A 24,455-nucleotide genomic window follows, 5' to 3' on the forward strand; every position below is an offset into this window, starting at 1 on the left:
GGCGGCGGCCTGAAGCCCGCCGGACCTGCCAGCACACCGGTCAGGACAGGCAGGTGCGGTGGGCTTTCAGGCCACCGCGGCCTCAGGCTTTCACGCGCTCTGATTTGGGGTCGTACATTGGCCTCAAGGAGGCCTCGGCCTTCACCCGTGTGCCCGCCACGTCGATCTCATAGGTCGAGGCCAGCACCTCCGCTGCGGTCTCTCCCGCGCAAGGCACATAGCCCAGACCCATCGCACCACCGAGCGTGTGACCGTAGGCGCCGGACGCCAGATAGCCCACAATCTCGCCATCCCGCAGAACCGGTTCGTTGTGATAGAGCAGCGGTTCCGGATCGGTCAGCTTGAACTGCACCAGCCGGGTCTTCAGCCCCTCGTCCTTCCTGCGCAGCACCGCGTCCCGCCCGATGAAGTCCGGCTTGTCGGTCTTCACCGCAAAGCCAAGCCCCGCCTCCAGCACGTGATCCTCACAGGTGATGTCGTGCCCGAAGTGGCGGAAGCCTTTCTCCATCCGGCAGCTGTCCATCATGTGCATGCCGCAGAGCTTGAGGTTCAGGTCCGCGCCCGCCTCGATCAGCGTCTCACACACATGCGCGGCCATCTCGGAGGAGACATAGACCTCCCAGCCCAGCTCGCCCACATAGGTCACGCGGTGCACCCGCGCCAGACCCATGCCGATCTCGATCTCCTGCGCGGTGCCGAAGGGGTTCTCCTCATTGGAGAAATCATTGGGCGAGACGAGATTCAGCAACGCGCGGGAATTCGGCCCCATCACCGCCAGCACGGCCTCGCCTGCGGTCACATTGGTGATCACCACGTTGAAGTCGCCCACGTGGCGGCGCATCCAGGTCTCATCAGCGAGGCGCGTCGCCGCAGGTGTGACCACAAGATACGCTGTGTCCGACAGCCGCGTGACGGTCACATCCGCCTCGATCCCGCCTGTGGGGTTCAGGAACTGGGTGTAGACGATCTTGCCCACCGGCACGTCGTACTGGCCACCGCCCACAAAGTTCATGAAGGCCGTCGCGTCCTTGCCCTCCACGCGGATCTTGCCGAAGGAGGACATGTCGTACATGCCCACATTGTTGCGGATGGCGGTGTGCTCTTCGGCGATGTTGTTGAAAAAGCTCTGGCGCTTCCAGCTGTATTCATACTCCGGCGTCTGCGTGGGCTTGGCGATCCAGTTGGGCCGCTCCCACCCGGCAAACTCGCCCATGACCGCGCCGCGATCCACAAATTGCCAGTAGACCGGCGAGCGGCGGATACCCCGCGCCGTCTCTTTCTGCCGGAACGGGAAGTGGTCGGCATAAAGCAGGCCCAGCGTCTCTTTCGAGCGCTCGAAGAGGTACGTCTTGTTGCCCTGAAAGGTCTCCATGCGGGAGATATCGACGTCGCCCAGGTCAAACGGCTTCTCGCCGCCTTCCATCCACTGCGCCAGCGCCATACCCGCACCACCGGCCGACTGAATGCCGATGGAATTGAAGCCCGCCGCAACCCAGAAGTTATCAAGCTCCGGCGCCAGCCCCAGATGATAGGAATCATCCGGCGTGAAGCTCTCTGGCCCGTTGAAGAACGTATGGATGCCCGCTTCCGCCAGCATGGGCAGGCGCTCGACAGCGGCCTCGAGGATCGGCTCGAAGTGGTCGAAATCCTCGGGCAGCTGATCGAACTCGAAATCGGGCGAAATGCCCTCCATGCCCCAAGGCTTGGCATTGGGCTCAAACGCGCCCAGCAGCATCTTGCCCGCATCTTCCTTGTAATAGGCGCATTCATCCGGCACCCGCAGCACCGGCAACTGCGTCAGGCCCTCGATAGCCTCGGTCACGATGTAGAAGTGCTCGCAGGCATGCAGCGGCACGTTCACGCCCGCCATGCGACCCACTTCATGCGCCCACATGCCACCGCAGTTCACCACCATATCGGCGGTGATATGGCCGCTCTCACCGCCCTGCTCCCAGTCCACACCGGTGACGCGCTTGCCCTCGCGCGCAATGCGCGTGGCCTTGGTCCGCTCGATGATCTGCGCGCCGCGTTGCCGCGCGCCCTTGGCCAGCGCCAGCGCGATATTCGCCGGGTCACCCTGCCCGTCCTTGTCGAGGTACACCGCACCGGTGACCCCCTTGATGTTCAGGTGCTCATAGCGCGTCTTGACCTCGGAGGGCGAGATCTCCTCGACTTCGACGCCAAAGGCGCGTGCCATGGCGGCTTGCCGGTAGATCTCCTCGCGCCGCTCTTCGGTCAGTGCCACGGTGATCGACCCACAGCGCTTGAAGCCTGTCGCCACGCCGGTCTCTTCCTCAAGGCTACCGTAAAGCTCCTGGGAATACTTCGCCAGCTTGGTGGTGTTCTTCGTCGCGCGCAGCTGCGCGATCAGGCCCGCCGCATGCCAGGTGGTCCCCGAGGTCAGCTGCTTGCGCTCCAGCAGAACCACATCCGTCCACCCCAGTTTGGTCAGGTGATAGGCGACGGAGCAGCCGATCACCCCTCCTCCGATGATGACAACGCGCGCGTGAGACGGTGGCAGAGCCATGAGCAGTGTTTCCTTTAAACGATGGTATGACCGACAGCGTCCAGCCGCCGGGCGAGTTCAGCGATATGGGCGGGGCTGACTTCACAGCATCCGCCGACAATGGTGGCGCCCAGACCAACCCATTGCAGGGCGTACCCCGCATAGGCGCGCGGCCCCATGTCCCGCCGGGCAGTCAGCGCCTCGACGGTGGGTTTGGCCTTGAGGAAATCTTCGGTGATCATCTCGAACGCATTGGCATAGCCGCCAAAGGGCTTGCCGAGCGGTGCAATGATCGGCAGCGCTTGCGTGACCGCTTCGGGGGCCGAGCAGTTGATCAGCACCGCATCCGCTCCGGCGGCCACCTCCAGCGCATCGGCCAGCGGCTCATCCGAGCGCAGGCGCGTGCCATCGGTGTCAGACACCGTCAGCGACAGCCAGACCGGCAGATCGGTGGAGCGCGCGCCCGCCAGCGCATCCCGCGCATGGGCGACGGAGGCGCAGGTCTCAAGGATCAGCAGGTCGCAGTCGGGGGCCAACACGCTGGCGATCTCGGCAAAAAGCGGCACGGCCACCTCCGCCTCCGGGTGCAGATCCGGGCGATAACTTGCACGGAGCGGGCCGATCCCTCCCGCGATGCGGCCCGCTCCGTGTGCCGCGCGTGCGGCCTTGGCCTCTGCAAGCGCTGCCGCATGCAGAGCCTCGAAACGCCCCTCCATGGCTGTATCTTCCAGGCGGTCGCGATGGATCGCGTAGGTGTTGGTCGTCGCAATCGTGGCGCCTGCGGCAAAGAAATCCGCATGCACCCCCTGCACCATGCCGGGATGCTCCGCCATGACCTGCGTCGACCACAGGGGCGTCGGTCGGTCGCCCGCCCGGTGGATCAGCTCCTGCCCCATGCCTCCGTCCAGAAGCGTGATTTCTGTCACGCACGGATCCTTTCGTTTTCCGGATCCCAGAGCGGCTGGTCGGGCTGCACGGTGGCCTTGTAGCGGTGGCCGTAGATCTCGACCTCCACCTCACTGCCCGGGTCCGTCAGATCCTTGCGCAACATGCCCAGCGCGATGGATTTGTTCACGCGATAGCCCCAGTCGCCCGATGTGGTCTCGCCCACGACTTCGCCGTTGTGGAAGAGCGGCGCCATATACGGCGCGTCCTGATCGCCCGCATCGACCACCAGCGTGACGAACTGCTTCTTGGAGCCCTGCTGCTTTTCATTCTGCAGCGCGGCCTTGCCGATGAAATCCTGCGGCTTGTCAAACCGGATGAACCGCTCCATCCCGCCTTCGAGCAGGGAGTAATCGGTGGAAAGATCCCCCTTCCAGCTGCGATACCCCTTCTCGATCCGCATGGAGTTCAGCGCATACATGCCAAAGGGCGCCGCCCCCGCGTCGCGGATCGCGGTGTAAACGTCCGCGCTGTCCTCGAACGACGTATGCACCTCCCAGCCCAGCTCGCCCGCAAAGGAGATGCGGAAGAGCTTGACCGGCTTGCCCGCAACAGTTGCCTCCTGAATGGTCAGCCACCCGGTCGACAGATCCGCATCGTTGGTCAGGCCCGCCAGCATGTCGCGCGATTTCGGCCCGGTCAGCAGATGCGTGGACCACTCCCGCGTGATGTCCGTCAGGCTCAGGGATCCATCAGCAGGCAGGCGGCTTTGCAGGAACTCAAAGTCGTGCCATTGCGCGACCGCCGCCGTCATCAGCCAGAAGTCATCCTCAGCCCAGCGAATAATGGTGACCTCGGTCACGATACGGCCCCGACTGTCGGTGAAATACCCCAGGTTCATCCGACCCGCTTTCGGCAACGCCCCCGCGATCTGCCCGCGCAGCCATTCCGCGGCCCCCTCGCCCTGCAGCGTATAGCGCGAGAATCCCGGCATATCGAGCACGCCCGCCCCATCGCGCACGGCCTCGACCTCTTCCTTCACGCGCACCGCCCAGGGGCCATTGCGGTCCCATGTCTCGGTGGCTGCCTCCGAGGTGTCATCCCCGTCCTTGGCAAACCAGTTCGCCCGCTCCCACCCATTATAGGCACCCATCTGGCCGCCATCCGCCAGCAGGCGGTCGTGGTTCGGAGACAGCTTCTTGTCCCGCCCCGCAGGCCACTCGTGATGCGGGAAATGCATCGCGTATTCATGCCCATAGGTCTCCAGCGCCTTGCCCAGACAGTAATCGTGATCCGCATAGTCGGTATAACGACGCGGATCGACGGCCCACATGTCCAGCTCGGTCTCACCGTGCATGATCCACTCGCTGAGGCACTTGCCCGCGCCGCCGCCCTGCGCAATTCCGAAGGTGAACGAATGCCCCTCAAAGGCGTTCTTCACCCCCGGCATCGGGCCGATCATCGGCAACCCGTCGGGCGCATAAGGAATCGGCCCGTTGATATTCCGCCCCACACCTGCCGTGCCCAGCGCAGGCACCCGCTCCATCGCGTCCTCGATGTAGAACTCCAGCCGCTCCAGATCATCCGGGTACAGCTGGAAGGAGAAATCCTCGGGCATCGGATCCTCCGGCGTGACCCAATGTGCCTTGCAGTTGCGCTCGTACGGCCCGAGGTTCAGGCCGTTCTTGTCCTGCCGCAGATAATACGAGATATCCACGTCGCGGATCATGGGCATCTTGTGACCCTTCTCCTTGGTCCACGCCGCCAGCTCGGGGATCTCATCGGTCAGGAAATACTGGTGGCTCATCACCACCATCGGCACGGTGCGCCCGCCGAAGGGCTTGAACATCTCGCCCACACGCTGTGCGTAATAGCCCGCACAGTTCGCGACATACTCACAGCGGATCTCACCCTTCTCGGTCTTCACGATCCACTCGTCGCCATCCCGCTCGATACCCGTAACGGGGCAGAACCGCTCGATCCGCCCGCCCGCGTCGCGCGCACCCTTGGCCAAGGCCTGGGTCAGCTGCGCGGGGTCGATATCGCCATCCAACGGATCCCAAAGCCCCCCCTCCAGATCATGCGTCTCCATGAAGGGATTGTGTTCCTTCAGCTCCTCGGGCGTGCAGATGCCCATCTCCAGCCCCTGGTACCGGCCCATGGAGGCGACCTTCTCGAACTCCATCATCCGGTCCTTGGAATGCGCCAGCCGCAGCGCCCCGGTCACGTGGTAGTTCATCGGATAATCGACGTCCTTCGCCAGCGTCCGGTACATCGACAGCGAATAGCGCTGCATGTTCATCACCGCCCAGGAGCCCGCGAAGTTCGGACAGTTGCCCGCCGCGTGCCAGGTCGACCCGGCGGTCAGCTCGTTCTTCTCCAGCAGCACACAGTCAGTCCAGCCCGCCTTGGCCAGGTGATAGAGCGTCGAGGTGCCGACCACCCCGCCCCCGATGATGACAACCCGCGCCGTTGTTGGAAAATCAGCCATGCCTAGTGCTCCCTATTGGTCGTGTTGCGGAAGATCATCCGCGATGTCGTAATAGTCGCCCTTATCGGCGACGAAGATGTGCTTCTCGGTGGCGATCCCGGTGGACCCATCCAGCGTGCCGGACATGACCGAGACTGCGCCGTTGTCATCCACATGGCGCCAGAACAGCGAGGATCCGCACCGGTTGCAAAAGCCGCGGTGCGCACCGGGCGAGGATTGGTACCACGCCAGCGTGTCGTCCTTGGTGACGTCAAGCTGACCGGGCTGCACCTGTGTCGCCGACACGTAATGCCCGCTGGTCTTGCGGCATTGCCGGCAATGGCAGGCGACCGAATTGCGCAACGGCCCCGTCAGCCTGTAAGTCACGCCCCCACACAAGCAGCTTCCTGACAGCATCACGCTCTCCCCGGCGTAGACGACGTGCCCAGCAACACGCCGTAGATGATAAAACAGCCCGCCAGCACCCGCCGCACCCAGATGTTGAAGACAGCCCCCAGCGCCGCGCGCCCAAGGCCCGCGCCGAGGAGTGTAAACCCGGTGTAGCTCAGCGCGGTAACGGTCAGCGCCGTGGGCACGATCACCACCATCTGCTCCCAGATCGGCACGCCCGGCTGTACGAATTGCGAAAACGCGGCGAGATAGCCCGCCACGCTCTTGGGGTTGATCGTCGCAACCGCCAAAGCGTGCAGATAGATGGACTTCGCAGGCCGGTCGCCCACAACCACGGGGCGCTTGGCCAATATCCAGCCGCGCACGCCGAGGTAGATCAGGAAGCCCGCGCCCACCAGCTTGGCGATGAAGAACCCCGTGGGCGAAGCGGCGATCAGCGCCGTGATCCCCAGCGCCGAGAGCAGCAGGAACAGCGTCGCCTGCGTCAGGATCGCCAGCACGCCCACCATCGCGCGGGGAAACCTCAGGTGCATCCCGTTGGTGATGCAGTTGACCGCATTCGGCCCCGGCGTCGTCACGAAGACCACCCAGAACAGCGCAAATATGGTCCAGGCCTCAAAGCTCATCTAATACACCGGCGGCGCGATGACCCAGATGGCCACGGCAGGTTCGTCGTAGGGATTGGCCCAGCGGAACGCCTCGCCGCGAATGCGGAAGCTGTCGCCAGGGGTGATCGTGTGCGTGGTGCCGCTGATCTCCAGATCGAGCCGCCCCGACACCAGATAGCCCACCTCCTGCGTGGGTCGCGAGACGGCCTCGGTGATCCGGCTCCTCGGCTCGAAGGTGGAATGCACCATCTCGAAATCATCGGTCAGGTCCGGCGAGAGCAACTCCTCGACCAGCCCTGCGACCGTGTTGCCGATCCGCCGCCGCGCGCTGTGGCGCACCACATATCCCGCCTCATGGGCCGGGGCGGCCGCGTGGCGGAACAGGATCGAGACGGACACCTCCAGCGCTTCGGCCATGTGCCGCAGATCGGTGATCGACGGCTCGGATTTGTCCCGCTCCACCTGGCTCAGCCAGCCGACCGAGCGGCCAAGTTTCTCCGCCAGATCGCTCAGCGTCAGCCCGCGCGATTTCCGCAAGGCGCGCAGGTCCGCACCAAGCGTATCGGGGTGAGAGGGCAGGTCGTGGCGCATCTGTTCCGTGAAAAAAACGGTGATTTGTTCACGTTAACGATTCCGGTGAAAAAATCCAGTGGTTTTTCACGGTCGACCAAGGCATCCCCAAGCGCATCGGCGACCCATCGCGCGCCCTGTTAACCGGGCCCATGTCGGTGCAAAACACCGACGCAATACCGACGTTATACCGACGTGAAACCGACGTTAGATTTGCGTTGAAAAACAGGCGTTAACGGGTGATTCGCGGCAGGCGCCGTCAAATCCGCCCAAACACCCCCTCCAGGATGTCCGTCAGCGCCTCGGCATCTGCCGCGCGGAAGGCATCCGGCTGGTCACTGTCGATGTCAAAAACGGCGATCACCTCGCCCGCCCTATTCCGCACCGGCAGCACCAGTTCTGACCGCGTGGAACTGGCGCAGGCAATGTGCCCCGGGAAGGCGTCCACATCGGCGACCCGCTGCACCGCGCCCGTGCGCGCCGCCGCTCCACACACGCCCCGCGAGAACGGAATGACAAGGCACCCGTGCCCGCCCTGATACGGCCCGATCTTCAGCACCTCCGGCTCCGTCACGCGATAGAACCCCGTCCAGTCGAACCGGTCGTCGGCATGATGCACCTCGCAGACCACCGTGGCCATAAGCGCCACCGCATCCGTCTCCCCCTCCGTCAGCGCCGCGATGGTCTTGCGCAGGTGGTCATAGTCCGCGGTCATGCCCGCTCGATCGCAATGGCCGTGCCCTCGCCGCCGCCAATACAAATCGCCGCGACCCCACGTTTCACATCGCGTTTTTCCATTGCATTCAAGAGGGTTACGATGATCCGCGCGCCGGACGCCCCAATCGGGTGGCCCAATGCACAAGCCCCCCCATTCACATTGACGATCTCATGATCGAGCCCCATCTCCCGCATGAAGGCTAGCGGCACCACCGCAAAGGCTTCGTTCACCTCCCACAGATCGACACTGGATTTCTCCCAGCCAATCCGCTCCAGCAGCTTCTGAGCGGCAGGCACGGGTGCTGTCGTGAACAGCCCCGGCGCCTGCGCATGGCTGGCGTGCCCCACCACCCGTGCCCTGACCCGCAAACCCTGCGCCTCTGCAGCCTGCTCCGACGCCAGAACCAGCGCCGCCGCCCCATCCGAGATCGACGAGGAATTCGCCGCCGTGACCGTCCCCCCCTCCCGGAACGCAGGCTTCAGATGCGGGATCTTGTCGGGCCGAGCCGCGCCCGGTTGCTCGTCCGCCGCCACAGTCACGGCCCCCTTGCGCGACGTGACCTCCACCGGGGCGATCTCACCCTCAAACGCGCCCGTCTTCTGCGCGTCCAACGCACGCGACAGAGACGCCAGCGCATAGCCGTCCTGAACGTCTCGCGTGAACTGATAGCTCTCCGCGCAATCCTCCGCAAAGGTGCCCATGAGCCGCCCCTTGTCATAGGCGTCCTCAAGCCCGTCGAGGAACATATGGTCGATCACCTTGCCATGACCGAGCCGTGCTCCGCCGCGCATTTTTTCCAGCAAATACGGGGCGTTGGTCATGCTCTCCATACCGCCCGCAACCATCACGTCGGTCTGCCCCAGCGCGATCTGATCCTGCGCCATCATCGCCGCCTTCATGCCAGAACCGCACATCTTGTTCAGCGTGGTGGCCGGGATCTCCTCGCCCAATCCGGCCTTGAACCCCGCCTGCCGCGCCGGCGCCTGTCCCTGCCCCGCCGGCAGCACGCAGCCCATCAACACCTCCTGCACGGTCGTCGACCCGGCATCGTCCATCGCCGCCCTAATCGCGACTCCACCAAGTTCCGCCGCCTGCAGCCCGGAGAAGGTCCCCTGAAAGCCGCCCATCGCCGTTCTGGCCGCTCCCGCGATCACCACGTTGCGCATGATTTGGATCCCCCGATGCCTAACAGATTCGTAACACTTGCAGATTAGGAACGCTGCGAAAGAGTAGTGAGGCCATTTAATGCAACTCTCAACCAAAACAGAAGAGCAGTTGCGCATCGTGTCGGTTCGCGAAGAACGGATAGATGCCGCCGTTGCGCTGGAATTCAAGGATGCGATGCGGGTCCAGACCGAGGATGGGCCGCACACGGTCGTGCTGGACCTCAGCGAGGTGCAGTTCATTGATTCCAGCGGTCTCGGGGCGATTGTGGCTTCCATGAAGACCCTTGGCGCAGAACGAAAAATGGCGCTTGCTGGTCTGACGCCGACCGTAGAGCGGGTGTTCCAGCTGACCCGCATGGACTCGGTCTTCAGCGTCTTCTCCACAGTGGATGGTGCCCTGGCGGAACTGCGCTAACCCTAATGATGTCGCTCGAAAAGGCCGCACCGATGCCGATCTTGCCACCCTTCACGGTCTCCATCTCCAGCAGCGAGATGGCGGTGCGCGATGCCCTGAAGCAGGTGCTGACCGCCCTCGACCCGCTGGAGCTCGGAGTGGAAGAAGCAGGTACGGTCGAACTGGTTCTCGCGGAAGCTCTCAACAACGTGGTCGAGCATGCTTATCCGGAAGCAGAGGGGACGATCTCAATCGCTTGCGCTCACAAGCTTGACGGGCTGCACCTGCGGATCGTCGACGAGGGCGAAGCAATGCCAGATGGGACCACGCCGCTGGGTCAGCTTGCGTCGCTCGATGTGGATTTCGAGGATCTGCCCGAGGGCGGCTTTGGCTGGTTCCTCATTCGGGATCTGGCCAAGGACGTGCTCTATCGCCGTGTCGGGTCGGAAAACCAGCTCTCCATGCGGCTCGCCGTGGCGCTGCAACCCGATGGCCCGCGTCACTGAGTGACCCACGAGGCCTTAATTCCTCCCCATTCTTTCCCGAAAGCGCCCGGATACGATCATATTGACGCCTTGATCGACGCGCATAACGGTGGGGTAGCTGCATATAGCTTCCCTCGGCGCCGCGCGTAATAGCCCCCACCCAGTGCGTGGCGTCGAGGACTTCTCCCAAAAAACACGGCAGAGAATGCGCGCCATGGACTTTGGCGCTGGTCCCATTAGGTTGCGCAAAACCGGTTCAGAGAGGCCCCCCATGCGCGACTTCCATTTCCCCGGGCGCTCGCCCGTTCTTGCCACCAACGGAATGTGTGCGACCTCGCATCCCCTGGGCGCAAAAACAGCGATCGACATCCTCGAACGTGGCGGCAACGCGATGGATGCGGCAATTGCAGGCGCTCTTATCCTGGGCATCTGCGAACCCCAGATGACCGGGATTGGCGGAGATTGTTTCGTCCTTTGGCACCATGGCGATGGTGACGTTCAAGCCTTGAACGGATCGGGCCGCGCACCCGCTGCGTTGGATGCCGCGCAACTGCGCGCAGAGGGCGAAACGGTTGTGCCGATCCAAAGCCCACACGCCGTCACCATCCCCGGCGCAATCGATACCTTTTGCCACCTGTCTGAAACTGTTGGGAAAATCGGTCTGGATGCGCTTCTGGGACCGACCATCACCGCGGCCGAAAAGGGTATACCCGTCGCACCGCGCGCTGCCTTTGATTGGCATAATGACGCATGGGTGCTGCAAGGAAAGGCGCGTGATGTCTACCTGCTCAACGGGCAGGTCCCGCAAGTGGGCCAGATGTTCCGCGCACCGCAGCAAGCCGAGGTCCTGCGCCGCGTCGCCGCCGCTGGCCGCGACGGGTTCTACGCCGGCGAGGTCGCCGAGGACATGGTCCGCACACTCAATGCGCTTGGCGGCCACCACACGATGACCGATTTTGCCGAAACGTCCTGTACCCCGACGACACCGATTGCCGGCGCCTACAAGGACATCGAAATCGTCGAGCATCCGCCGAACGGTCATGGCGCCACTGCGCTGCTGATGCTCAACATTCTTGCCCACTTCGACATCGCGAGCATGGATCCGGTTGGCACCCAGCGCGCGCACATCGAAGCGGAAGCGGCCAAACTGGCCTACGACACCCGCAACCGGTTCTTGGGGGATGCCGACTATACCACGCGGCTTGACCATATGCTGAGCATGGACACCGCAAAGGCCTTGGCAGGCCTGATCGATCCGCGTAAGGCGATGCCCGAGGCCACATCCATCTCGGAGAACATCCACAAGGACACGATCTACATCACCACCGTTGACCGCGATGGGATGTCGGTTTCTCTGATCTATTCCATTTTCAATGGCTTCGGCTCGGGTATCGCCTCTGAGAAGTTTGGCATCCTGCTGCAAAACCGCGGATCGGGCTTCACTCTGGAAGAAGGCCATCCCAATGAGTTGAAGGGTGGAAAGCGCCCGATGCACACCATCATCCCGGGGATGGTACGTCGGAATGGCAAGGTCGTTATGCCCTTTGGCGTGATGGGCGGCGCATATCAGCCCAACGGTCACGCCCGCCTTGCCTCGAACATCGCCGACTTCGGGCTGGACCCGCAGGCCGCCATCGACCTGCCCCGCGCATTCTCGGATCGCGGCGATATGAAGGTCGAGAAGGGTTATTCAGATAAAGTCCGCCAGGAATTGTCAGACCTGGGTCATGCCGTAAGCGTCCCGGAGACGCCGATTGGTGGCGCTCAAGCGATCCTCATCCGCGACGATGGTGTGCTCGAGGGGGCCAGCGACCCCCGCAAGGACGGTTGCGCGCTCGGGTATTGACCAGCAGGTAGGGTGGGCTTTCAGGCCACCCCCGGCTTCAGTTCAGTTGGAAGTGCAGCGGATAGGTGCCGTTCTGGAACGGGCCGAAGAGATCCGGTATGTCCGGGTGATCCACCGGCTCACCAGAGTAATCCGCAATCAGATTCTGCTCAGACACATAAGCCACGTAGTAGCTCTGCTCATTCTCGGCAAGCAGGTGATAGTAGGGCTGTTCCTTGTCGGGACGACTGTCTTCGGGGATCGCCTCGTACCATTCTTCGGTATTTGCGAACTCGGGATCGACGTCAAAGATCACCCCACGGAAGGGGTGTTTCTTATGTCGGACAACCTGTCCGAGGTGGTATTTGGCACGCGTACTTAACATCACAAACAAGTCCCTTACCGGTCGAGCCTAAACGGTTCAAGTGCGATTTGTCCAATCACAGCCTGCATATCTTGCGAAACAGTTTGTGAAGCCTTTGCCGACAGTGGGGGCACCATGCTGCCGGTGGCAAATTTCAGCAGGGATGATCAAAAACAGTGCGTTTTGGGCCGTGTCCTCCAAAACGTGATTCCCCCTGCAGTGCTTTTCGGTTAAGCTGTGGAAAAACATAAAAAGAGAAGCGAGAGGCAGATGAGCAGAACTCTTCGCGCTTTGGCATTGGTTGTGTTGGTGGCTTCCTGCGGTGGTGGCCAGGGCACGGCACCGCGGCATCTTGATGACGCGTGCAGAATCGCCGATGAGCGCCCTGAATATATCAAAGCGTTTCAGCGCACAGAGCGAAAATGGGGCGTCCCGGTACACGTCCAGATGGCAACCATGCATCAGGAGAGCAAGTTCATCTCCAATGCGCGGACCCCCTATCGCTATGCACTCGGCGTCATTCCCATGGGACGCGTCTCCAGCGCCTATGGCTACGCCCAGGCGCTCGATGGCACGTGGGACGACTACAAGAGAGCTACCGGCAAACGCTTTGCCCGGCGCGACCGTATCCGCGATGCCTCTGATTTCATGGGCTGGTATATGGTCACCAGCCGCTCCAAGAACGGCATCCCGCTGCACGACGCGCGCAATCAATACCTGGCCTATCACGAAGGACATGCGGGCTATGCGCGGGGCAGCTACAACCGCAAGTCCTGGTTGCTCAACGTTGCCAACAAGGTCGATGCGCGCGCGGATGTCTACCAGGCCCAGCTTGCGACCTGTCGACTTCGCTAAACCGCTCAGCGCTCCTGTTCGCGCAGCGCGACACCCGGATCAAACAGGGTGTTGCGCAAACTCACACCGGTCTCGAACGCGCCAAGTGCCACGGTGGTCTGCCCGCCATTTGCGTCGTTGATCACCCACTGGCGCAGCTGCACCGGATTGTCGGTAAAGCTCATCTGAATGGTGCCGTATTCCGCGTTTTTGGGGTCCTGCGCGGTCACAATCGTGGCCGTGCCGTCAAAGTCGTGCCCGACCACCATCCGCGCCTGTCCCAGATTCACCTGCCGCGCCAGGATCAATGACAGCGGCGTGCGGCTGAGAGGGTAGGTCTCGGGCGGCTGGTTCGACTTCTTGTCAATGATCACCACCGCATTGGCACTGGCCAGCACCAGCGCTTGTTCGGGCGGGTCGTACTCGAACCGCATCTTTCCGGGTCGGCTGATATAGAGCGTGCCCGTGCTGATCGAGCCATCATCGTTGATCTGAGTGAATTCGCCCTGTGCCGTCTTCAGACTGTTGAGATAGGCGGAGATCTCGTTCAGAGACAGTTTTTCAGCCACCGCCGTGCCTGCCGCAAAGAGGCTCAGAAACAAGGCCGCAATGGCCGGGACCAGACGTGTCATCAAGTGCTCCTCGCGCGTTCGATGTCCTACCCGACATAGGTCGGCGTGGGCTGATATGCGATAGCAGCGGCGACACGCCGGTCCAAATCGCTTTAATCAGGCAGGTAACGCGCCAGCGTCAGCCTTGTTCCGGAACGAGGATTTCGCGCTTGCCCACATGGTTGGCGGCGGAGACCAGACCCTGCTCTTCCATCTGCTCCACAAGCCGCGCGGCCTTGTTGTAGCCAATGGCGAGTTTCCGCTGAATATAGCTGGTCGAGCATTTGCGGTCGTTGATCACCACCTGCACCGCCTGATCATATAGCGCGTCTTCGCCGTCGGTATTGCCACCCAAGCCGAGTACCAGATCGATATCGCTTTCCTTGTCATCGGACGGCCCCTCAACCACGCCCGACACATAGTCCGGCTCGCCGTAGGCCTTGAGGTGGTTCACGATTTCCTCAACCTCTTCATCCGACACAAACGGTCCGTGACAGCGGGTGATCTTGGCGCCACCGGCCATATAGAGCATGTCACCCATGCCCAGAAGCTGCTCGGCGCCCATCTCGCCCAGGATGGTGCGGCTGTCGATTTTCGAGGTCACCTGGAAGGAAATCCGCGTGGGGAAGTTCGCCTTGATCGTGCCGGTGATCACATCGACCGACGGGCGCTGCGTGGCCATTATCAGGTGGATTCCGCTCGCCCGCGCCATCTGTGCCAGACGCTGGATGCAGGCCTCGATCTCTTTGCCCGCGACCATCATCAGGTCGGCCATCTCATCGACGACCACCACGATGTAAGGCAGCGCCTCGGGTGTGTTCTCTTCCGTCTCAAAGACCGGTTCACCCGTCTCGTCATCAAAGCCGGTCTGCACAGTGCGGGTGAACATCTCACCCTTGGCCAGCGCCTCGCGCACGCGCCCGTTGAACCCTTCGATGTTGCGCACGCCCATCTTGGACATCTTGCGATAGCGCTCTTCCATCTCGCCCACGACCCATTTCAGCGCGACAACCGCCTTCTTCGGGTCAGTCACAACGGGCGAAAGCAGATGCGGGATGCCGTCATAGACGCTGAGCTCCAGCATCTTGGGGTCGATCATGATCATCCGGCACTCTTCCGGGGTCAGCTTGTAGAGCAGGCTGAGGATCATGGTGTTGATCGCCACCGATTTACCCGAGCCGGTCGTCCCCGCGATCAGCAAGTGGGGCATCTTGGCCAGATTGGCGACCACCGGGTCCCCGCCGATGTCCTTGCCCAAAGCCAGCGGCAGGCGCTGGTTGCTGTCTCCAAAGTCGCGGGCCGAAAGGATCTCGCGCAGCACCACCTTTTCGCGGCTGTCGTTGGGCAGTTCGATGCCGATCACCGAGCGCCCGGGCACGGTTGAGACCCGCGCCGACAGGGCCGCCATGGACCGCGCAATGTCATCCGCCAGCCCGATCACGCGAGAAGCTTTGAGGCCCGGTGCCGGTTCCAGCTCATACATGGTCACAACAGGACCCGGGCGGACGGCGACGATCTCGCCCTTGACCCCGTAGTCATCCAGCACCGATTCCAACATGCGCGCGTTTTCTTCCAGTGCCTCATCGCTGAGTTGCAGCCGCGGCACGTTGACCGGATTTTCCAGCAGGCTAAGCGGCGGCAGCTCAAAACCCGGGTGCGTGTCATCGAATGACAGTTTGGGCTGCGCCTCCGCCTGCGCGCGCGTCGAGGGCTGCACGGGTTTACGCGTGGGCTGCTGTACCACGCGGCGCGGCTCTGCCACCGGGACCGAAGGCGCTTCGACCATGGGCTCCGCAAGAGGAGGTTCGCCGAAGTCCATCTCCTGCGGAGCAGGCGGGATTGCAGGGGCGTGCTCGGCGGTCAGAGGCGGCTCGACCCGCGCGCCACTGGTGTCAAGCACCAGCGCATCCGGGCCTCGCCCCCGGCCACTGGTCAGCGGCGCTGTCACCGGTGTCTGCACCGCTTTGCTGGTGCGCGCGCGGGACTTGATCACATCGGCAATCCGCGCTTTGATCCGATCTTCACCAGGCACGTCATCCACGTCCACGGCCATGTCGCTCTCAACCAATTCCGGCTCGGGCATTGCGTCCGCCCGCTTGATCAGGCCTGGCATGCGCGAGAAAAGGCCAACCTTGTGTTCTTGCCGGAGCTCTTGGAACGCGGGAACGCCCTCTGCCGGTGCGACTTCGGTATGCACGGCCTCTTCGGCGATTCGGGCGGCCCGCGCTTCGCGGGCCTCGGCGCGGCGCTCGGCATGGCGGGTGGAAATCGCGTGTGCCGTGGCCAACGCACCGCTCGCTCCCCGACCCAGAAGCGCCATCAGCCCCGCATAAAGCATCACGACGCCAACCAGCAGGAATCGCCCTAGGCGCATCAGCTCGGGCTTGGTGAACCCCGTGACGAAGGCTCCGAAGGCCAGGATCCCAATCGCCATCAGGACGGACATCAGCTTGACGGTGAAGGTGGAGCCAATGGGCAGCAGCGTCAGCAGAAAACCCATGACCGTGTCGCCAAAGAGGCCGCCGAGGCCGAAGCTGTGCGTATCGAGCCAGTTGCCATCCGGCGAGAGGGTTGCCGCATAGATCGACCCCAGCGCGATCGCGATAGGTGCAAAAATCAGCCGCCCAATCGCCCGCTCCGACCCCTGATGCAGCGCAAACCGCACACCCCAGGCGACCAGCACAAGACCGATGCCCCAGGCCCCCCAGCCCACGATCATAAAGAGCGGGGCGGCCAGCGACGCCCCTGGCCGCCCCATCCAGTTCTGCACCGGCGCGTCAGTGGACACCATCCAGTTGGGATCATCCGGGGTGTAGGAGGCGATCATCGCGCAGGCCATGCACCCCAGCACGATCAGGACCAGCCCCAGAAGCTCCTTGCCACGTTTCTCAACCGCCTCCGCCATGGAGCTGTCCAGGAGTGGGTCGCGCCCGCGTGTCTGATATGCCATGCTCTGATCCCTCGTTATCTACTGCGCGTAGAGGCAGTCGCGGATCAATTCGATCCCGCGTTCCGTCTCCGCTTTTGGGGCCACCATCGCGACCCTGATGTATCCTTGCCCCGGGTTGCTGCCGTCCCAATCCTGCGCAAGATAGCCGCCGGGCAGCACCCGCACACCGGTTTCGCGCCAAAGCTTCACCGCCGCGGCTTCATCGTTCTCGACCGGAAGCCACAGGAAAAACCCCGCTTCGGGGCTCGCATAGCCCGGCACGTTGCCCAGGATGCGGTCGGCCAGCTCGTATTTCTCCACATAGAGCGCGCGGTTCTCTTCCACATGCGCCTCGTCATTCCAGACGGCGGCAGCAGCAGCCTGCAAGGGCTGCGGCAGAGGCGTGCCTGCAAAGTTGCGCAACTGCTGGATTTCACGGACGTTCTCCGCCCCGCTCGCCACGAAGCCCGAACGCAGCCCCGGCAGATTCGACCGTTTGGAGAGCGAATGAAAGATCACCACACGGTTGAGGTCGACCCCCTGTTCGTACGCCACCTGTTGTGCGCCGACAGGCGGCGTATCTCTATAGATCTCGGAATAGCACTCATCTGCGAAAATCTTGAAGTCATACTTCTCGGCCAGAGCAAGCAGCTCCTGCCAGTACTCCCGTGTCGCCACGGCCCCTTGCGGATTTGCGGGCGAGCAGATGTAGGCTGCCGTCGTCCGGTTCAGTAGGTCGTCCGACAGGCTTGCGAAATCGGGCAGATGGCCGTTTTCACGAGTGGCGGGCACCATGATCGGGTCCGCATCCACCGAGAGCGCTGCGATCATATAGACCTGATAGAAGGGGTTCGGCATCAGGACCGCCGGACGCTGGCCGCCTTTTGTCTCCGGGCACAGCGCCATAACCGCGTTGTAGAGCCCCTCGCGGGTGCCGTTCAGCGTCATGGCGTGGCGGTCCGGGTCAAGCGGCACACCATAGCGACGCTGTACAAACCCGGTGATTGCCGCCCGTAAGTCCGGCGTGCCATCGTTTGGCGGATAATTGTTAAAACCGCCCGCATTCTCGGCAATCACGTCCATGACCCAGGCCGGAAACGCATGTTTCGGCTCCCCTATGGTCATGTGAATGGTCGGCCCGCCGCCCTCAGATATGTCAAGCAATGCGCGCAGGCGCGGCCAAGCATGTGCCGGAAGGTTCGAAAACCGCTCAGGATACACCATTAAACTGCCTCAGATCGGGATCGTTCGCGTCCCGTTTCCCTCAAACTACCGAAGGGCGCCGCCGCCGTCCACAAAAACGCGCGGCTTTGTTGGAGTTTGTGACTTTTAGGCCAACGCCGCCTCGGCTGCTGCACCAAGCCGCAGAAGGGCCGCTTCACTGTCCGGTGGTGCCATCATCATCACGCCACAGCTGGGCACGCCTGTGAGGAGCGTCAGAGCACACCCCCCCATGAGATTGCCGATGCGTGTGTTGCGCAGGGTCAGCAGGTTTTCCCGCACATAGTAGTCATGATCCGTGTTCAGACGCTCCAATTTCGGCGGCAGAATCGCCGCGGTGGGCAACAACACCGCATCATAGGCGCATGTCGCCCGATGATAAGCTGCGCGGACAGCATCAAGTGCCGCCCAGGCGGCCACATAGTCGGGTCCGGAATAGGTTTTACCCAGCCTGAACCGCTCCAGGACTTCGCTGTACATGGCCTGAGGGTTGGCTTCGATGACGTCGCGCCACAGGCCGTAAGCCTCTGATGTATAGAGGCAACTGGCGTGATCCATCGCAGTTCCGATCTTGGGAATCTCAATGTGCTCGACAGATGCTCCCGCAGTGGTGAACTTCAAAAGCGCCTGCTGGAAGGCCTCCATCGGTTCATCGCGCAGATCGTCAAGCGCGATGGTGTTGAGCACGGCGAACCGTTTGCCCTGAAGGCTTGCGCCGCTCAAGTCCGGCGCCGGGCGCCCCTCCATCACCGCCAGCAGGAGGGCCGCGTCCTCGACAGACCGACACAGCGGGCCAACCGTGTCGAATTTCAGAGCCAGAGGCACCACCCCTTCAAGGCTCAGCCGTCCGGAGGTGGTCTTCAATCCGACAAGGTCGTTCCATGCCGAGGGGATCCGCACCGACCCGCCCGTGTCCGACCCGATGCCTGCTGCGGCAAGGCCAAAAGCAACCGAGGCGGCAGCACCCGACGATGACCCGCCCGGCACGGCCTCAGCGTCATTGACACACGGCGGCGTGCCGGTATTGGGGTTGTAGCCAAGCCCGGAAAAGGCGAGCTCGGACATATGGGTCTTGCCGAGGCAAACGAGCCCCGCCGCCGTGGCATTGGAGAGCACGCGCGCATCGGCGTCCGGAATCCGACCCTCCAGCAGTTTGGATCCCGCTTCCGTGACCACACCGGCTGTGTCGAAAAGATCCTTCCAGCTGATCGGCACCCCATCGAGCGGCGACAACCGTTGACCAGAAGCGGCCCGCGCGGCAGCGGCTTGTGCTTCGGCCAGCGCGCGTTCAGGCGTCACACGCGCATAGATGCGGTCTTTCAGATCATGCGCGTCGATGGCGTCGAGATACGTCTGCGCAAGCGCCAAAGGATCTATCTCTCCCGCTCCGATCCCGCGCCCCAAATCCGCCGCCGTCATCACCAACCATGCCTGCATCTCGATCTCCCGCTCTGCCGGGCGCGACGGTAGCGACGCAAGCGCGCATGGACAATCCCCCGCGCAGCCCCCTATTGAGACCTATGAGCTTTGACAGTGATATCGTGATCGTCGGCGGTGGCCTGAATGGACCGGCGCTTGCACTGGCGTTGGCCTCCGTCGGGCAGAGTGTCACAGTGATCGACGCCCTCCCGGTCAAGACCCGCAAGAACGCGGCATTTGATGGCCGCTCCTATGCGCTGGCACTCACCTCTACGCGCCTTTTCAAGGCCTTGGGTGTCTGGGATGCACTGGACGACGTGGCGCAGCCGATGCTGGATATCAAGGTTAGCGACGGGCGGGCAGGTGAAGGGCCCGCGCCCTTTTTCATGCATTTCGATCACGCCGAAATCGAAGAGGGCCCAATGGGCTACATGGTTGAAGACAGGCACCTGCGGCCAGCGTTGCTGGATGCGGTCAAGACCACCAAAACCATCAAGCAGATCAGCGGAGACGCGGTGACCGCGCAGACTGTGGAGGCAAGCGGCGTGCGGGTCACTCTTGCGTCGGGCACTGACGTCCGAGCCCGGCTGCTGGTTGGCTGCGACGGACGCGGCTCCGGGACCGCACATCGGGCGGGCATTTCGCGCATCGGCTGGGACTATGGACAGACGGCGCTGGTCTGCGCGTTGAATCACACACAGCCGCACCAGGGTGTTGCGCATCAGTTCTTTATGCCGCCGGGGCCGCTGGCGATCTTGCCGCTGACCGGCAACCGCTCGTCCATTGTCTGGAGTGAGACCGCAGAAAACGCGCAAGCCATCAATGCGCTGCCCGATGCGGAGTATCTCGATGTTCTGCGGCCACGCTTCGGCAGTTTCCTTGGTGATATCTCGCTGGCTGGGGGCCGTTTTACCTACCCGCTGTCCTTGTCGCTGGCCAATACGCTGATAGCCCCGCGTGTCGCTCTGGTAGGCGACGCGGCGCACGGGATTCACCCGATTGCAGGACAAGGGTTGAATGCTGGCATTCGCGATATCGCTGCCTTGGCGGACGTGATCACTGACGCTGCCCGGCGCGGCGAAGATGTTGGCTCCGCCCCGATCCTCGGTCGCTATCAGCAATGGCGCAGGTTCGACAACACCACGCTTGCACTTGCAACCGATGCGTTCAACAGGCTGTTCTCAAATGATAACTCCCTGGTGCGCAGCGTGCGCGATCTCGGAATGGGTTTGATTGCGCGGACGCCACGGTTGCGCCGCGGCTTCATTCGGGAAGCTGCCGGGCTGACCGGAGATCTGCCGCGCCTGTTGCAAGGCAAACCGCTTTAGGGCCGTCCTCCAGATCCTGAAAACCACTGAGACGCCGTCCACCAAAGCTGCAAGTGAGGGGTGACCTGCTCTAGTCGAGCACCCGCGCTTCGTCCTCCAGCATAACCGGGATCCCATTTCGGATGGGATAGGCCAGATTTGCCGTGGTCGAGATCAGCTCCTGCCGCTCCGCATCATACTGCAAAACCGTCTGGCTGCGCGGGCAGATCAGCGCCTCCAACATGCGCCGGTCGAACTCCGGTGGGATATCTGTCATTGGATCATCTCGCTTTCGCTGCCGCCACGCAGCTGGTACTCGATCAAGGTGATCAAGGTCTCCCGACGGGTCGGCAACGACGGCGCCTCCAGCAACGCCTGCTTGTCCTCCGGGTCGAACTCCAGCATCATCGACAGCGAATTGATCAGCAATTCGTCATCCGCTTCTTTCAACGTATCCCAGTCCGCAGAAAGCTGCCGGGCGTCAAAATACCGGCCCAGTAGCGCCATGAACTCCGAACGGTCAAAGCAACTGTCCTTCTCTTCCGGCCCCAGGTCCCGGTCGAACCCATCCCATTTGACGTCACAGCGTCGGTACGGCGTGAACCCCTGTACCTCCTGCACCACACGGAAACGGGACGTCCCCCCGAGGGTGATCAGATACCGGCCATCCTCGGTCTCGGAGAATTGCATGATGCGGCCCGCGCAGCCGATGGAATGCAGCCCGTTGCCGCCGCGCCCGGGGACTTCGTTGGGCTGAATCATTCCAATCAGGCGCGTGGGCGTTTTCAGGGCATCTTCCAGCATCTGCAGATAGCGCGGTTCAAAAATATGCAGAGGCAGGCGAGCCCGCGGCAGCAACAGAGCACCGGGAAGCGGGAAAATCGCAATGGTATCGGGAAGCTCTGCGGCTTTAATCATAACGAACCACCTAGCCCGGTGGTGGCCTCAGGCAAATATCATCGAACTCAGCTTGCGGCGTCCGTTCAGGACAATCGGGTCATTGGGCTTCAACGCCTCAAAAATGGTGAAAAGCTGTGCCTTTGCAGCACCTTCATTCCACTCCCGGTCGCGCCGGAACAACTCCAGAAGGGCTGCTACTGCCCCTTCCACATCGCCGCTTGCGTGCATGGCAAGCGCCAGATCGAAGCGCGCCTGATGATCGTCGGGGCGGGCTTCCACTGCGGCCTTCAGTTCATCAAGCGGTCCGGCCTTTTCCGCCTGCCGCGCCAGTTCAAGCTGCGCATGCGCCGCCTCCAGCTCCGCTGAAGCCGATATCTCGGCTGGTGCACCATTAAGGATCGCCTCGGCCTGATCAAGTTGGTCCATGGCGATATGCGCACGCACCATGCCGCCATAGGCGCCCGCATGGTTTGGATCTTCCCCAAGGATCGCGGCAAAGGTCTGCGCCGCATCGGTCGCTGCCCCTTCGGCCAACATCTCTTCGGCCGCCGCGACCGCTTCATCGAGGCTATCGCCCGGCGCTTCACCACCAGCGGCCTTCACAACCCGGTCGATGAACGCCTTGATCTCGGACTGCGGCACAGCGCCCTGAAATCCATCCACCGGCTGCCCCTTGGAAAAGGCATAGACGGTTGGGATCGACTGGATTTGCAGCTGACCGGCAATCATCTGCGCCTCGTCCACATTGACCTTCACCATCCGGACCGCGCCCTTCGCAGCCCGCACGGCCTCTTCCAGCTGGGGTCCAAGCGTTTTGCAAGGACCGCACCAGGGCGCCCAGAAATCGACGATCACCGGCACGGTCTGCGATGCCTCGACCACATCCGCCATGAAGGTCGCTTCGGTCGAGTCCTTGATCAGATCGGCATCGGTCGGGGTGGCGCTCAGGTTCAGATCCATCATCTTTTGTCCTTCCGGGTTGCGTCAGGGGTTATATGGGAGGTGGGTCGCCAATTCAAAGGTCAAAACTGGCGAAGACGGGCGCGTGGTCGCTTGGTTTTTCCCAGCCCCGGGCATCGCGCATGATCCGGCTGGAATGGGCGGCGGTCGCGATGTCGGGGCTGGCCCAGATGTGATCCAGTCTGCGCCCCTTGTCAGCGGCATCCCAATCCCGCGCGCGATAGGACCACCAGCTGTAAAGACGGCCGTCCGGGATATCCTTGCGTGTGACGTCGATCCAGCCACCCGCCTCCTGCGTGTCGCCCAGATGCTCCACCTCCACCGGCGTGTGGCTGACAACCTTCAGCAGCTTCTTGTGGTCCCACACGTCGTCTTCGCGCGGAGCAATGTTCAGATCACCGACGAGAATCGCTTTCCGAGGCCGGTTGTCGCGAAACCAGTCTCTCATATCGGTGAGATAGTCGAGTTTCTGACCGAACTTCTCGTTCACGGCGCGGTCGGGCACATCGCCACCGGCAGGCACATAAAAGTTGTGAACGATCAATCCATTATCCAGCTGCCCGGCAATATGTCGGGCATGGCCCAGGCTTGCGAAATCATGTGAGCCCACTTCCTGCATCGGCTGTTTCGACAGGATCGCGACGCCGTTGTAGCCCTTCTGTCCGCGGGCCACGACATGCCCATATCCGGCCTCGGCGAAGGCCTCGAGCGGCATCTTGTCGACCGGACTTTTGCACTCCTGCAGGCACAGGATGTCCGGGCCTTCCTCGAAGAGCAGTTTCAGCACAAGATCGGAGCGCAACCGCACCGAATTGATGTTCCAGGTCGCCAGGGTCAAACTCATATGCACGCTCCCACCAGATGTGGCGGCACACTAGCCCGTCCACCGCGGCACCGCCATGCCGAAACATGACCATCCCGCCCAGGTTCGATCCCGAAGCGATGCGCAAAAAAAGACCGGGCACAAGGCCCGGCCAAGTCCAACAGGGAGGTTGCATGTCATAACCCGGACATGCACGGGATTCTGAGAGGCGTGAATGACTTCGCCTGTCATCCATATAAGCGTAAATTGGTTAATAAAAACCCAACGCCTCACGCCATAAGACGATATCCGCCTGATTCTGTCACAAGAAGACGTGCATTGGACGGGTCCGGTTCGATTTTCTGCCGCAACCGATAGATATGCGTCTCCAGCGTATGGGTCGTGACGCCAGCGTTGTACCCCCAAACCTCATGCAGCAGCACGTCGCGGGGGACAACGCCATCGGTCGAGCGATAGAGAAACTTGAGGATGTTCGTCTCTTTCTCGGTCAGGCGGACCTTTTTGTCATCCTCGGTCACCAGCATCTTCATCGACGGCTTGAATGTATAGTGCCCGAGTTGGAACACGGCGTCTTCCGATTGCTCATGCTGGCGCAGCTGTGCACGGATGCGCGCCAGAAGGACGGGAAACTTGAACGGTTTGCTCACATAGTCGTTGGCGCCCGCATCAAGACCAAGGATCGTATCCGCGTCGCTGTCATGGCCGGTCAGCATCAGAATCGGGCTCTTGACGCCCTGCTTGCGCATCAAGCGGCACAGCTCGCGGCCATCCGTGTCGGGCAGACCGACATCAAGGATCACCAGATCGTAGAGCGCCTCCTTGGCACGCACCATCGCATCAGCGCCGTTCGCGGCCTCAAAGACATCGAAATCCTCCGTCATGATCAGCTGTTCGCTCAGCGCTTCGCGCAGATCATCATCGTCGTCGACCAGCAGTATCTTCTTCAGTTGCGGCATGCGTTGTCTCCCTTGAGTGCCACAGAAATGTGTCCTACTGCGTGATCTCGCAAGCTTCAGGCAATTTCTCTCACGCGCTCGTGTTGCTGGCCC

Annotated in this window: 23 protein-coding genes; 5 read left to right on the forward strand and 18 right to left on the reverse strand. The window is 62.4% G+C overall.

Features of this window, described 5'->3' with window-relative positions; all coding sequences use genetic code 11:
- Positions 1-82: 82 nt before the first annotated feature.
- The 8 genes from Q1A71_RS04080 to Q1A71_RS04115 form a co-directional block, all read right to left on the reverse strand.
- Positions 83-2,527 carry an FAD-dependent oxidoreductase gene (locus Q1A71_RS04080; protein WP_299672087.1) on the reverse strand — a complete coding sequence of 815 codons (2,445 nt, stop codon included), beginning with the start codon at positions 2,525-2,527 and terminating at the stop codon, positions 83-85.
- A 14-nt stretch (positions 2,528-2,541) separates the two neighbouring features.
- On the reverse strand, positions 2,542-3,432 hold the full coding sequence (locus tag Q1A71_RS04085; protein WP_299672089.1) for a homocysteine S-methyltransferase family protein: 891 nt from the start codon (positions 3,430-3,432) through the stop codon (positions 2,542-2,544).
- A complete protein-coding gene (locus Q1A71_RS04090) occupies positions 3,429-5,882 on the reverse strand; it encodes an FAD-dependent oxidoreductase (RefSeq protein ID WP_299672091.1) in 2,454 nt (817 codons plus the stop codon). Before Q1A71_RS04090 ends, Q1A71_RS04085 begins: the two co-directional genes overlap by 4 nt.
- Positions 5,883-5,894: 12 nt before the next feature.
- Entirely contained in the window at positions 5,895-6,278 is a 384-nt protein-coding gene (locus Q1A71_RS04095) for a GFA family protein (RefSeq protein WP_299672093.1), read from the reverse strand.
- Entirely contained in the window at positions 6,278-6,898 is a 621-nt protein-coding gene (locus Q1A71_RS04100; RefSeq protein ID WP_299672095.1) for a LysE family translocator, read from the reverse strand. Before Q1A71_RS04100 ends, Q1A71_RS04095 begins: the two co-directional genes overlap by 1 nt.
- Positions 6,899-7,471 (reverse strand): XRE family transcriptional regulator, encoded by a 573-nt coding sequence (locus tag Q1A71_RS04105; RefSeq protein ID WP_299672097.1) that lies wholly within the window; start codon positions 7,469-7,471, stop codon positions 6,899-6,901.
- Between the two features lie 238 nt (positions 7,472-7,709).
- Positions 7,710-8,165: a GAF domain-containing protein gene (locus tag Q1A71_RS04110; RefSeq protein WP_299672099.1), complete on the reverse strand. Its 456-nt coding sequence runs from the start codon at positions 8,163-8,165 to the stop codon at positions 7,710-7,712.
- Complete coding sequence (locus Q1A71_RS04115; RefSeq protein ID WP_299672101.1) at positions 8,162-9,451, reverse strand: acetyl-CoA C-acyltransferase; 1,290 nt, start codon at positions 9,449-9,451, stop codon at positions 8,162-8,164. Before Q1A71_RS04115 ends, Q1A71_RS04110 begins: the two co-directional genes overlap by 4 nt.
- On the opposite strand from Q1A71_RS04115, the gene Q1A71_RS04120 reads away from it, so the two are divergent.
- The 3 genes from Q1A71_RS04120 to Q1A71_RS04130 all read left to right on the forward strand — a co-directional run bounded on the left by Q1A71_RS04120 (position 9,414) and on the right by Q1A71_RS04130 (position 12,059).
- Complete coding sequence (locus Q1A71_RS04120; protein ID WP_299672103.1) at positions 9,414-9,749, forward strand: STAS domain-containing protein; 336 nt, start codon at positions 9,414-9,416, stop codon at positions 9,747-9,749. The two genes, Q1A71_RS04115 and Q1A71_RS04120, sit on opposite strands and share 38 nt — an antisense overlap.
- A 32-nt stretch (positions 9,750-9,781) precedes the next feature.
- A complete protein-coding gene (locus Q1A71_RS04125; RefSeq protein ID WP_299672105.1) occupies positions 9,782-10,234 on the forward strand; it encodes an ATP-binding protein in 453 nt (150 codons plus the stop codon).
- 250 nt (positions 10,235-10,484) lie between these two features.
- Entirely contained in the window at positions 10,485-12,059 is a 1,575-nt protein-coding gene (locus tag Q1A71_RS04130) for a gamma-glutamyltransferase family protein (RefSeq protein ID WP_299672107.1), read from the forward strand.
- A gap of 37 nt (positions 12,060-12,096) precedes the next feature.
- On the opposite strand, the gene hspQ is transcribed toward Q1A71_RS04130, so the two are convergent.
- On the reverse strand, positions 12,097-12,423 hold the full coding sequence (hspQ, locus tag Q1A71_RS04135) for a heat shock protein HspQ (protein ID WP_299672109.1): 327 nt from the start codon (positions 12,421-12,423) through the stop codon (positions 12,097-12,099).
- 249 nt (positions 12,424-12,672) lie between these two features.
- Between hspQ and Q1A71_RS04140 the strand changes: the two genes are divergently transcribed.
- Entirely contained in the window at positions 12,673-13,257 is a 585-nt protein-coding gene (locus Q1A71_RS04140; protein WP_299672111.1) for a lytic transglycosylase, read from the forward strand.
- Between the two features lie 5 nt (positions 13,258-13,262).
- On the opposite strand, the gene Q1A71_RS04145 is transcribed toward Q1A71_RS04140, so the two are convergent.
- The 4 genes from Q1A71_RS04145 to Q1A71_RS04160 form a co-directional block, all read right to left on the reverse strand.
- The gene (locus Q1A71_RS04145) at positions 13,263-13,868 is read right to left on the reverse strand and encodes an outer membrane lipoprotein carrier protein LolA (protein WP_299672113.1); all 606 of its coding nucleotides are present in this window, start codon (positions 13,866-13,868) and stop codon (positions 13,263-13,265) included.
- A 118-nt stretch (positions 13,869-13,986) separates the two neighbouring features.
- Complete coding sequence (locus Q1A71_RS04150) at positions 13,987-16,797, reverse strand: DNA translocase FtsK (protein WP_299672115.1); 2,811 nt, start codon at positions 16,795-16,797, stop codon at positions 13,987-13,989.
- Positions 16,798-16,815: 18 nt separating this feature from the next.
- A complete protein-coding gene (locus tag Q1A71_RS04155) occupies positions 16,816-17,997 on the reverse strand; it encodes an aminotransferase class I/II-fold pyridoxal phosphate-dependent enzyme (protein ID WP_299673178.1) in 1,182 nt (393 codons plus the stop codon).
- Positions 17,998-18,105: 108 nt separating this feature from the next.
- Positions 18,106-19,434: an amidase family protein gene (locus tag Q1A71_RS04160; RefSeq protein WP_299672117.1), complete on the reverse strand. Its 1,329-nt coding sequence runs from the start codon at positions 19,432-19,434 to the stop codon at positions 18,106-18,108.
- A gap of 83 nt (positions 19,435-19,517) precedes the next feature.
- On the opposite strand from Q1A71_RS04160, the gene Q1A71_RS04165 reads away from it, so the two are divergent.
- Positions 19,518-20,744 carry an FAD-dependent monooxygenase gene (locus Q1A71_RS04165; protein ID WP_299672119.1) on the forward strand — a complete coding sequence of 409 codons (1,227 nt, stop codon included), beginning with the start codon at positions 19,518-19,520 and terminating at the stop codon, positions 20,742-20,744.
- A 70-nt stretch (positions 20,745-20,814) separates the two neighbouring features.
- On the opposite strand, the gene Q1A71_RS04170 is transcribed toward Q1A71_RS04165, so the two are convergent.
- The 5 genes from Q1A71_RS04170 to Q1A71_RS04190 form a co-directional block, all read right to left on the reverse strand.
- Positions 20,815-21,000 (reverse strand): Trm112 family protein, encoded by a 186-nt coding sequence (locus Q1A71_RS04170; RefSeq protein WP_299672121.1) that lies wholly within the window; start codon positions 20,998-21,000, stop codon positions 20,815-20,817.
- Positions 20,997-21,641, reverse strand: coding sequence for an LON peptidase substrate-binding domain-containing protein (locus Q1A71_RS04175; protein ID WP_299672123.1), 645 nt, complete (start codon positions 21,639-21,641; stop codon positions 20,997-20,999). The genes Q1A71_RS04170 and Q1A71_RS04175 overlap by 4 nt, the downstream gene beginning before the upstream one ends.
- A gap of 27 nt (positions 21,642-21,668) precedes the next feature.
- On the reverse strand, positions 21,669-22,586 hold the full coding sequence (gene trxA / locus Q1A71_RS04180) for a thioredoxin (protein ID WP_299672125.1): 918 nt from the start codon (positions 22,584-22,586) through the stop codon (positions 21,669-21,671).
- 52 nt (positions 22,587-22,638) lie between these two features.
- A complete protein-coding gene (xth, locus tag Q1A71_RS04185; protein ID WP_299672127.1) occupies positions 22,639-23,427 on the reverse strand; it encodes an exodeoxyribonuclease III in 789 nt (262 codons plus the stop codon).
- 248 nt (positions 23,428-23,675) lie between these two features.
- A complete protein-coding gene (locus Q1A71_RS04190) occupies positions 23,676-24,362 on the reverse strand; it encodes a response regulator transcription factor (protein ID WP_263842530.1) in 687 nt (228 codons plus the stop codon).
- Positions 24,363-24,455: the final 93 nt, after the last annotated feature.

This window comes from uncultured Roseobacter sp., assembly GCF_947493125.1.
In the GTDB taxonomy this organism is placed as follows: domain Bacteria; phylum Pseudomonadota; class Alphaproteobacteria; order Rhodobacterales; family Rhodobacteraceae; genus Roseobacter.

Excerpts from the sequence above, each read along its gene's own strand:
- Q1A71_RS04080 (WP_299672087.1), bottom strand. The coding sequence starts at position 2,527 with ATGGCTCTGCCACCGTCTCACGCGCGCGTTGTCATCATCGGAGGAGGG.
- Q1A71_RS04090 (WP_299672091.1), bottom strand. The coding sequence starts at position 5,882 with ATGGCTGATTTTCCAACAACGGCGCGGGTTGTCATCATCGGGGGCGGG.
- Q1A71_RS04095 (WP_299672093.1), bottom strand. The coding sequence starts at position 6,278 with ATGCTGTCAGGAAGCTGCTTGTGTGGGGGCGTGACTTACAGGCTGACG.
- Q1A71_RS04100 (WP_299672095.1), bottom strand. The coding sequence starts at position 6,898 with ATGAGCTTTGAGGCCTGGACCATATTTGCGCTGTTCTGGGTGGTCTTC.
- Q1A71_RS04105 (WP_299672097.1), bottom strand. The coding sequence starts at position 7,471 with ATGCGCCACGACCTGCCCTCTCACCCCGATACGCTTGGTGCGGACCTG.
- Q1A71_RS04110 (WP_299672099.1), bottom strand. The coding sequence starts at position 8,165 with ATGACCGCGGACTATGACCACCTGCGCAAGACCATCGCGGCGCTGACG.
- Q1A71_RS04120 (WP_299672103.1), top strand. The coding sequence starts at position 9,414 with ATGCAACTCTCAACCAAAACAGAAGAGCAGTTGCGCATCGTGTCGGTT.
- Q1A71_RS04115 (WP_299672101.1), bottom strand. The coding sequence starts at position 9,451 with ATGCGCAACTGCTCTTCTGTTTTGGTTGAGAGTTGCATTAAATGGCCT.
- Q1A71_RS04125 (WP_299672105.1), top strand. The coding sequence starts at position 9,782 with ATGCCGATCTTGCCACCCTTCACGGTCTCCATCTCCAGCAGCGAGATG.
- Q1A71_RS04130 (WP_299672107.1), top strand. The coding sequence starts at position 10,485 with ATGCGCGACTTCCATTTCCCCGGGCGCTCGCCCGTTCTTGCCACCAAC.
- hspQ (WP_299672109.1), bottom strand. The coding sequence starts at position 12,423 with ATGTTAAGTACGCGTGCCAAATACCACCTCGGACAGGTTGTCCGACAT.
- Q1A71_RS04140 (WP_299672111.1), top strand. The coding sequence starts at position 12,673 with ATGAGCAGAACTCTTCGCGCTTTGGCATTGGTTGTGTTGGTGGCTTCC.
- Q1A71_RS04145 (WP_299672113.1), bottom strand. The coding sequence starts at position 13,868 with ATGACACGTCTGGTCCCGGCCATTGCGGCCTTGTTTCTGAGCCTCTTT.
- Q1A71_RS04150 (WP_299672115.1), bottom strand. The coding sequence starts at position 16,797 with ATGGCATATCAGACACGCGGGCGCGACCCACTCCTGGACAGCTCCATG.
- Q1A71_RS04160 (WP_299672117.1), bottom strand. The coding sequence starts at position 19,434 with ATGCAGGCATGGTTGGTGATGACGGCGGCGGATTTGGGGCGCGGGATC.
- Q1A71_RS04165 (WP_299672119.1), top strand. The coding sequence starts at position 19,518 with ATGAGCTTTGACAGTGATATCGTGATCGTCGGCGGTGGCCTGAATGGA.
- Q1A71_RS04170 (WP_299672121.1), bottom strand. The coding sequence starts at position 21,000 with ATGACAGATATCCCACCGGAGTTCGACCGGCGCATGTTGGAGGCGCTG.
- Q1A71_RS04175 (WP_299672123.1), bottom strand. The coding sequence starts at position 21,641 with ATGATTAAAGCCGCAGAGCTTCCCGATACCATTGCGATTTTCCCGCTT.
- trxA (WP_299672125.1), bottom strand. The coding sequence starts at position 22,586 with ATGATGGATCTGAACCTGAGCGCCACCCCGACCGATGCCGATCTGATC.
- xth (WP_299672127.1), bottom strand. The coding sequence starts at position 23,427 with ATGAGTTTGACCCTGGCGACCTGGAACATCAATTCGGTGCGGTTGCGC.
- Q1A71_RS04190 (WP_263842530.1), bottom strand. The coding sequence starts at position 24,362 with ATGCCGCAACTGAAGAAGATACTGCTGGTCGACGACGATGATGATCTG.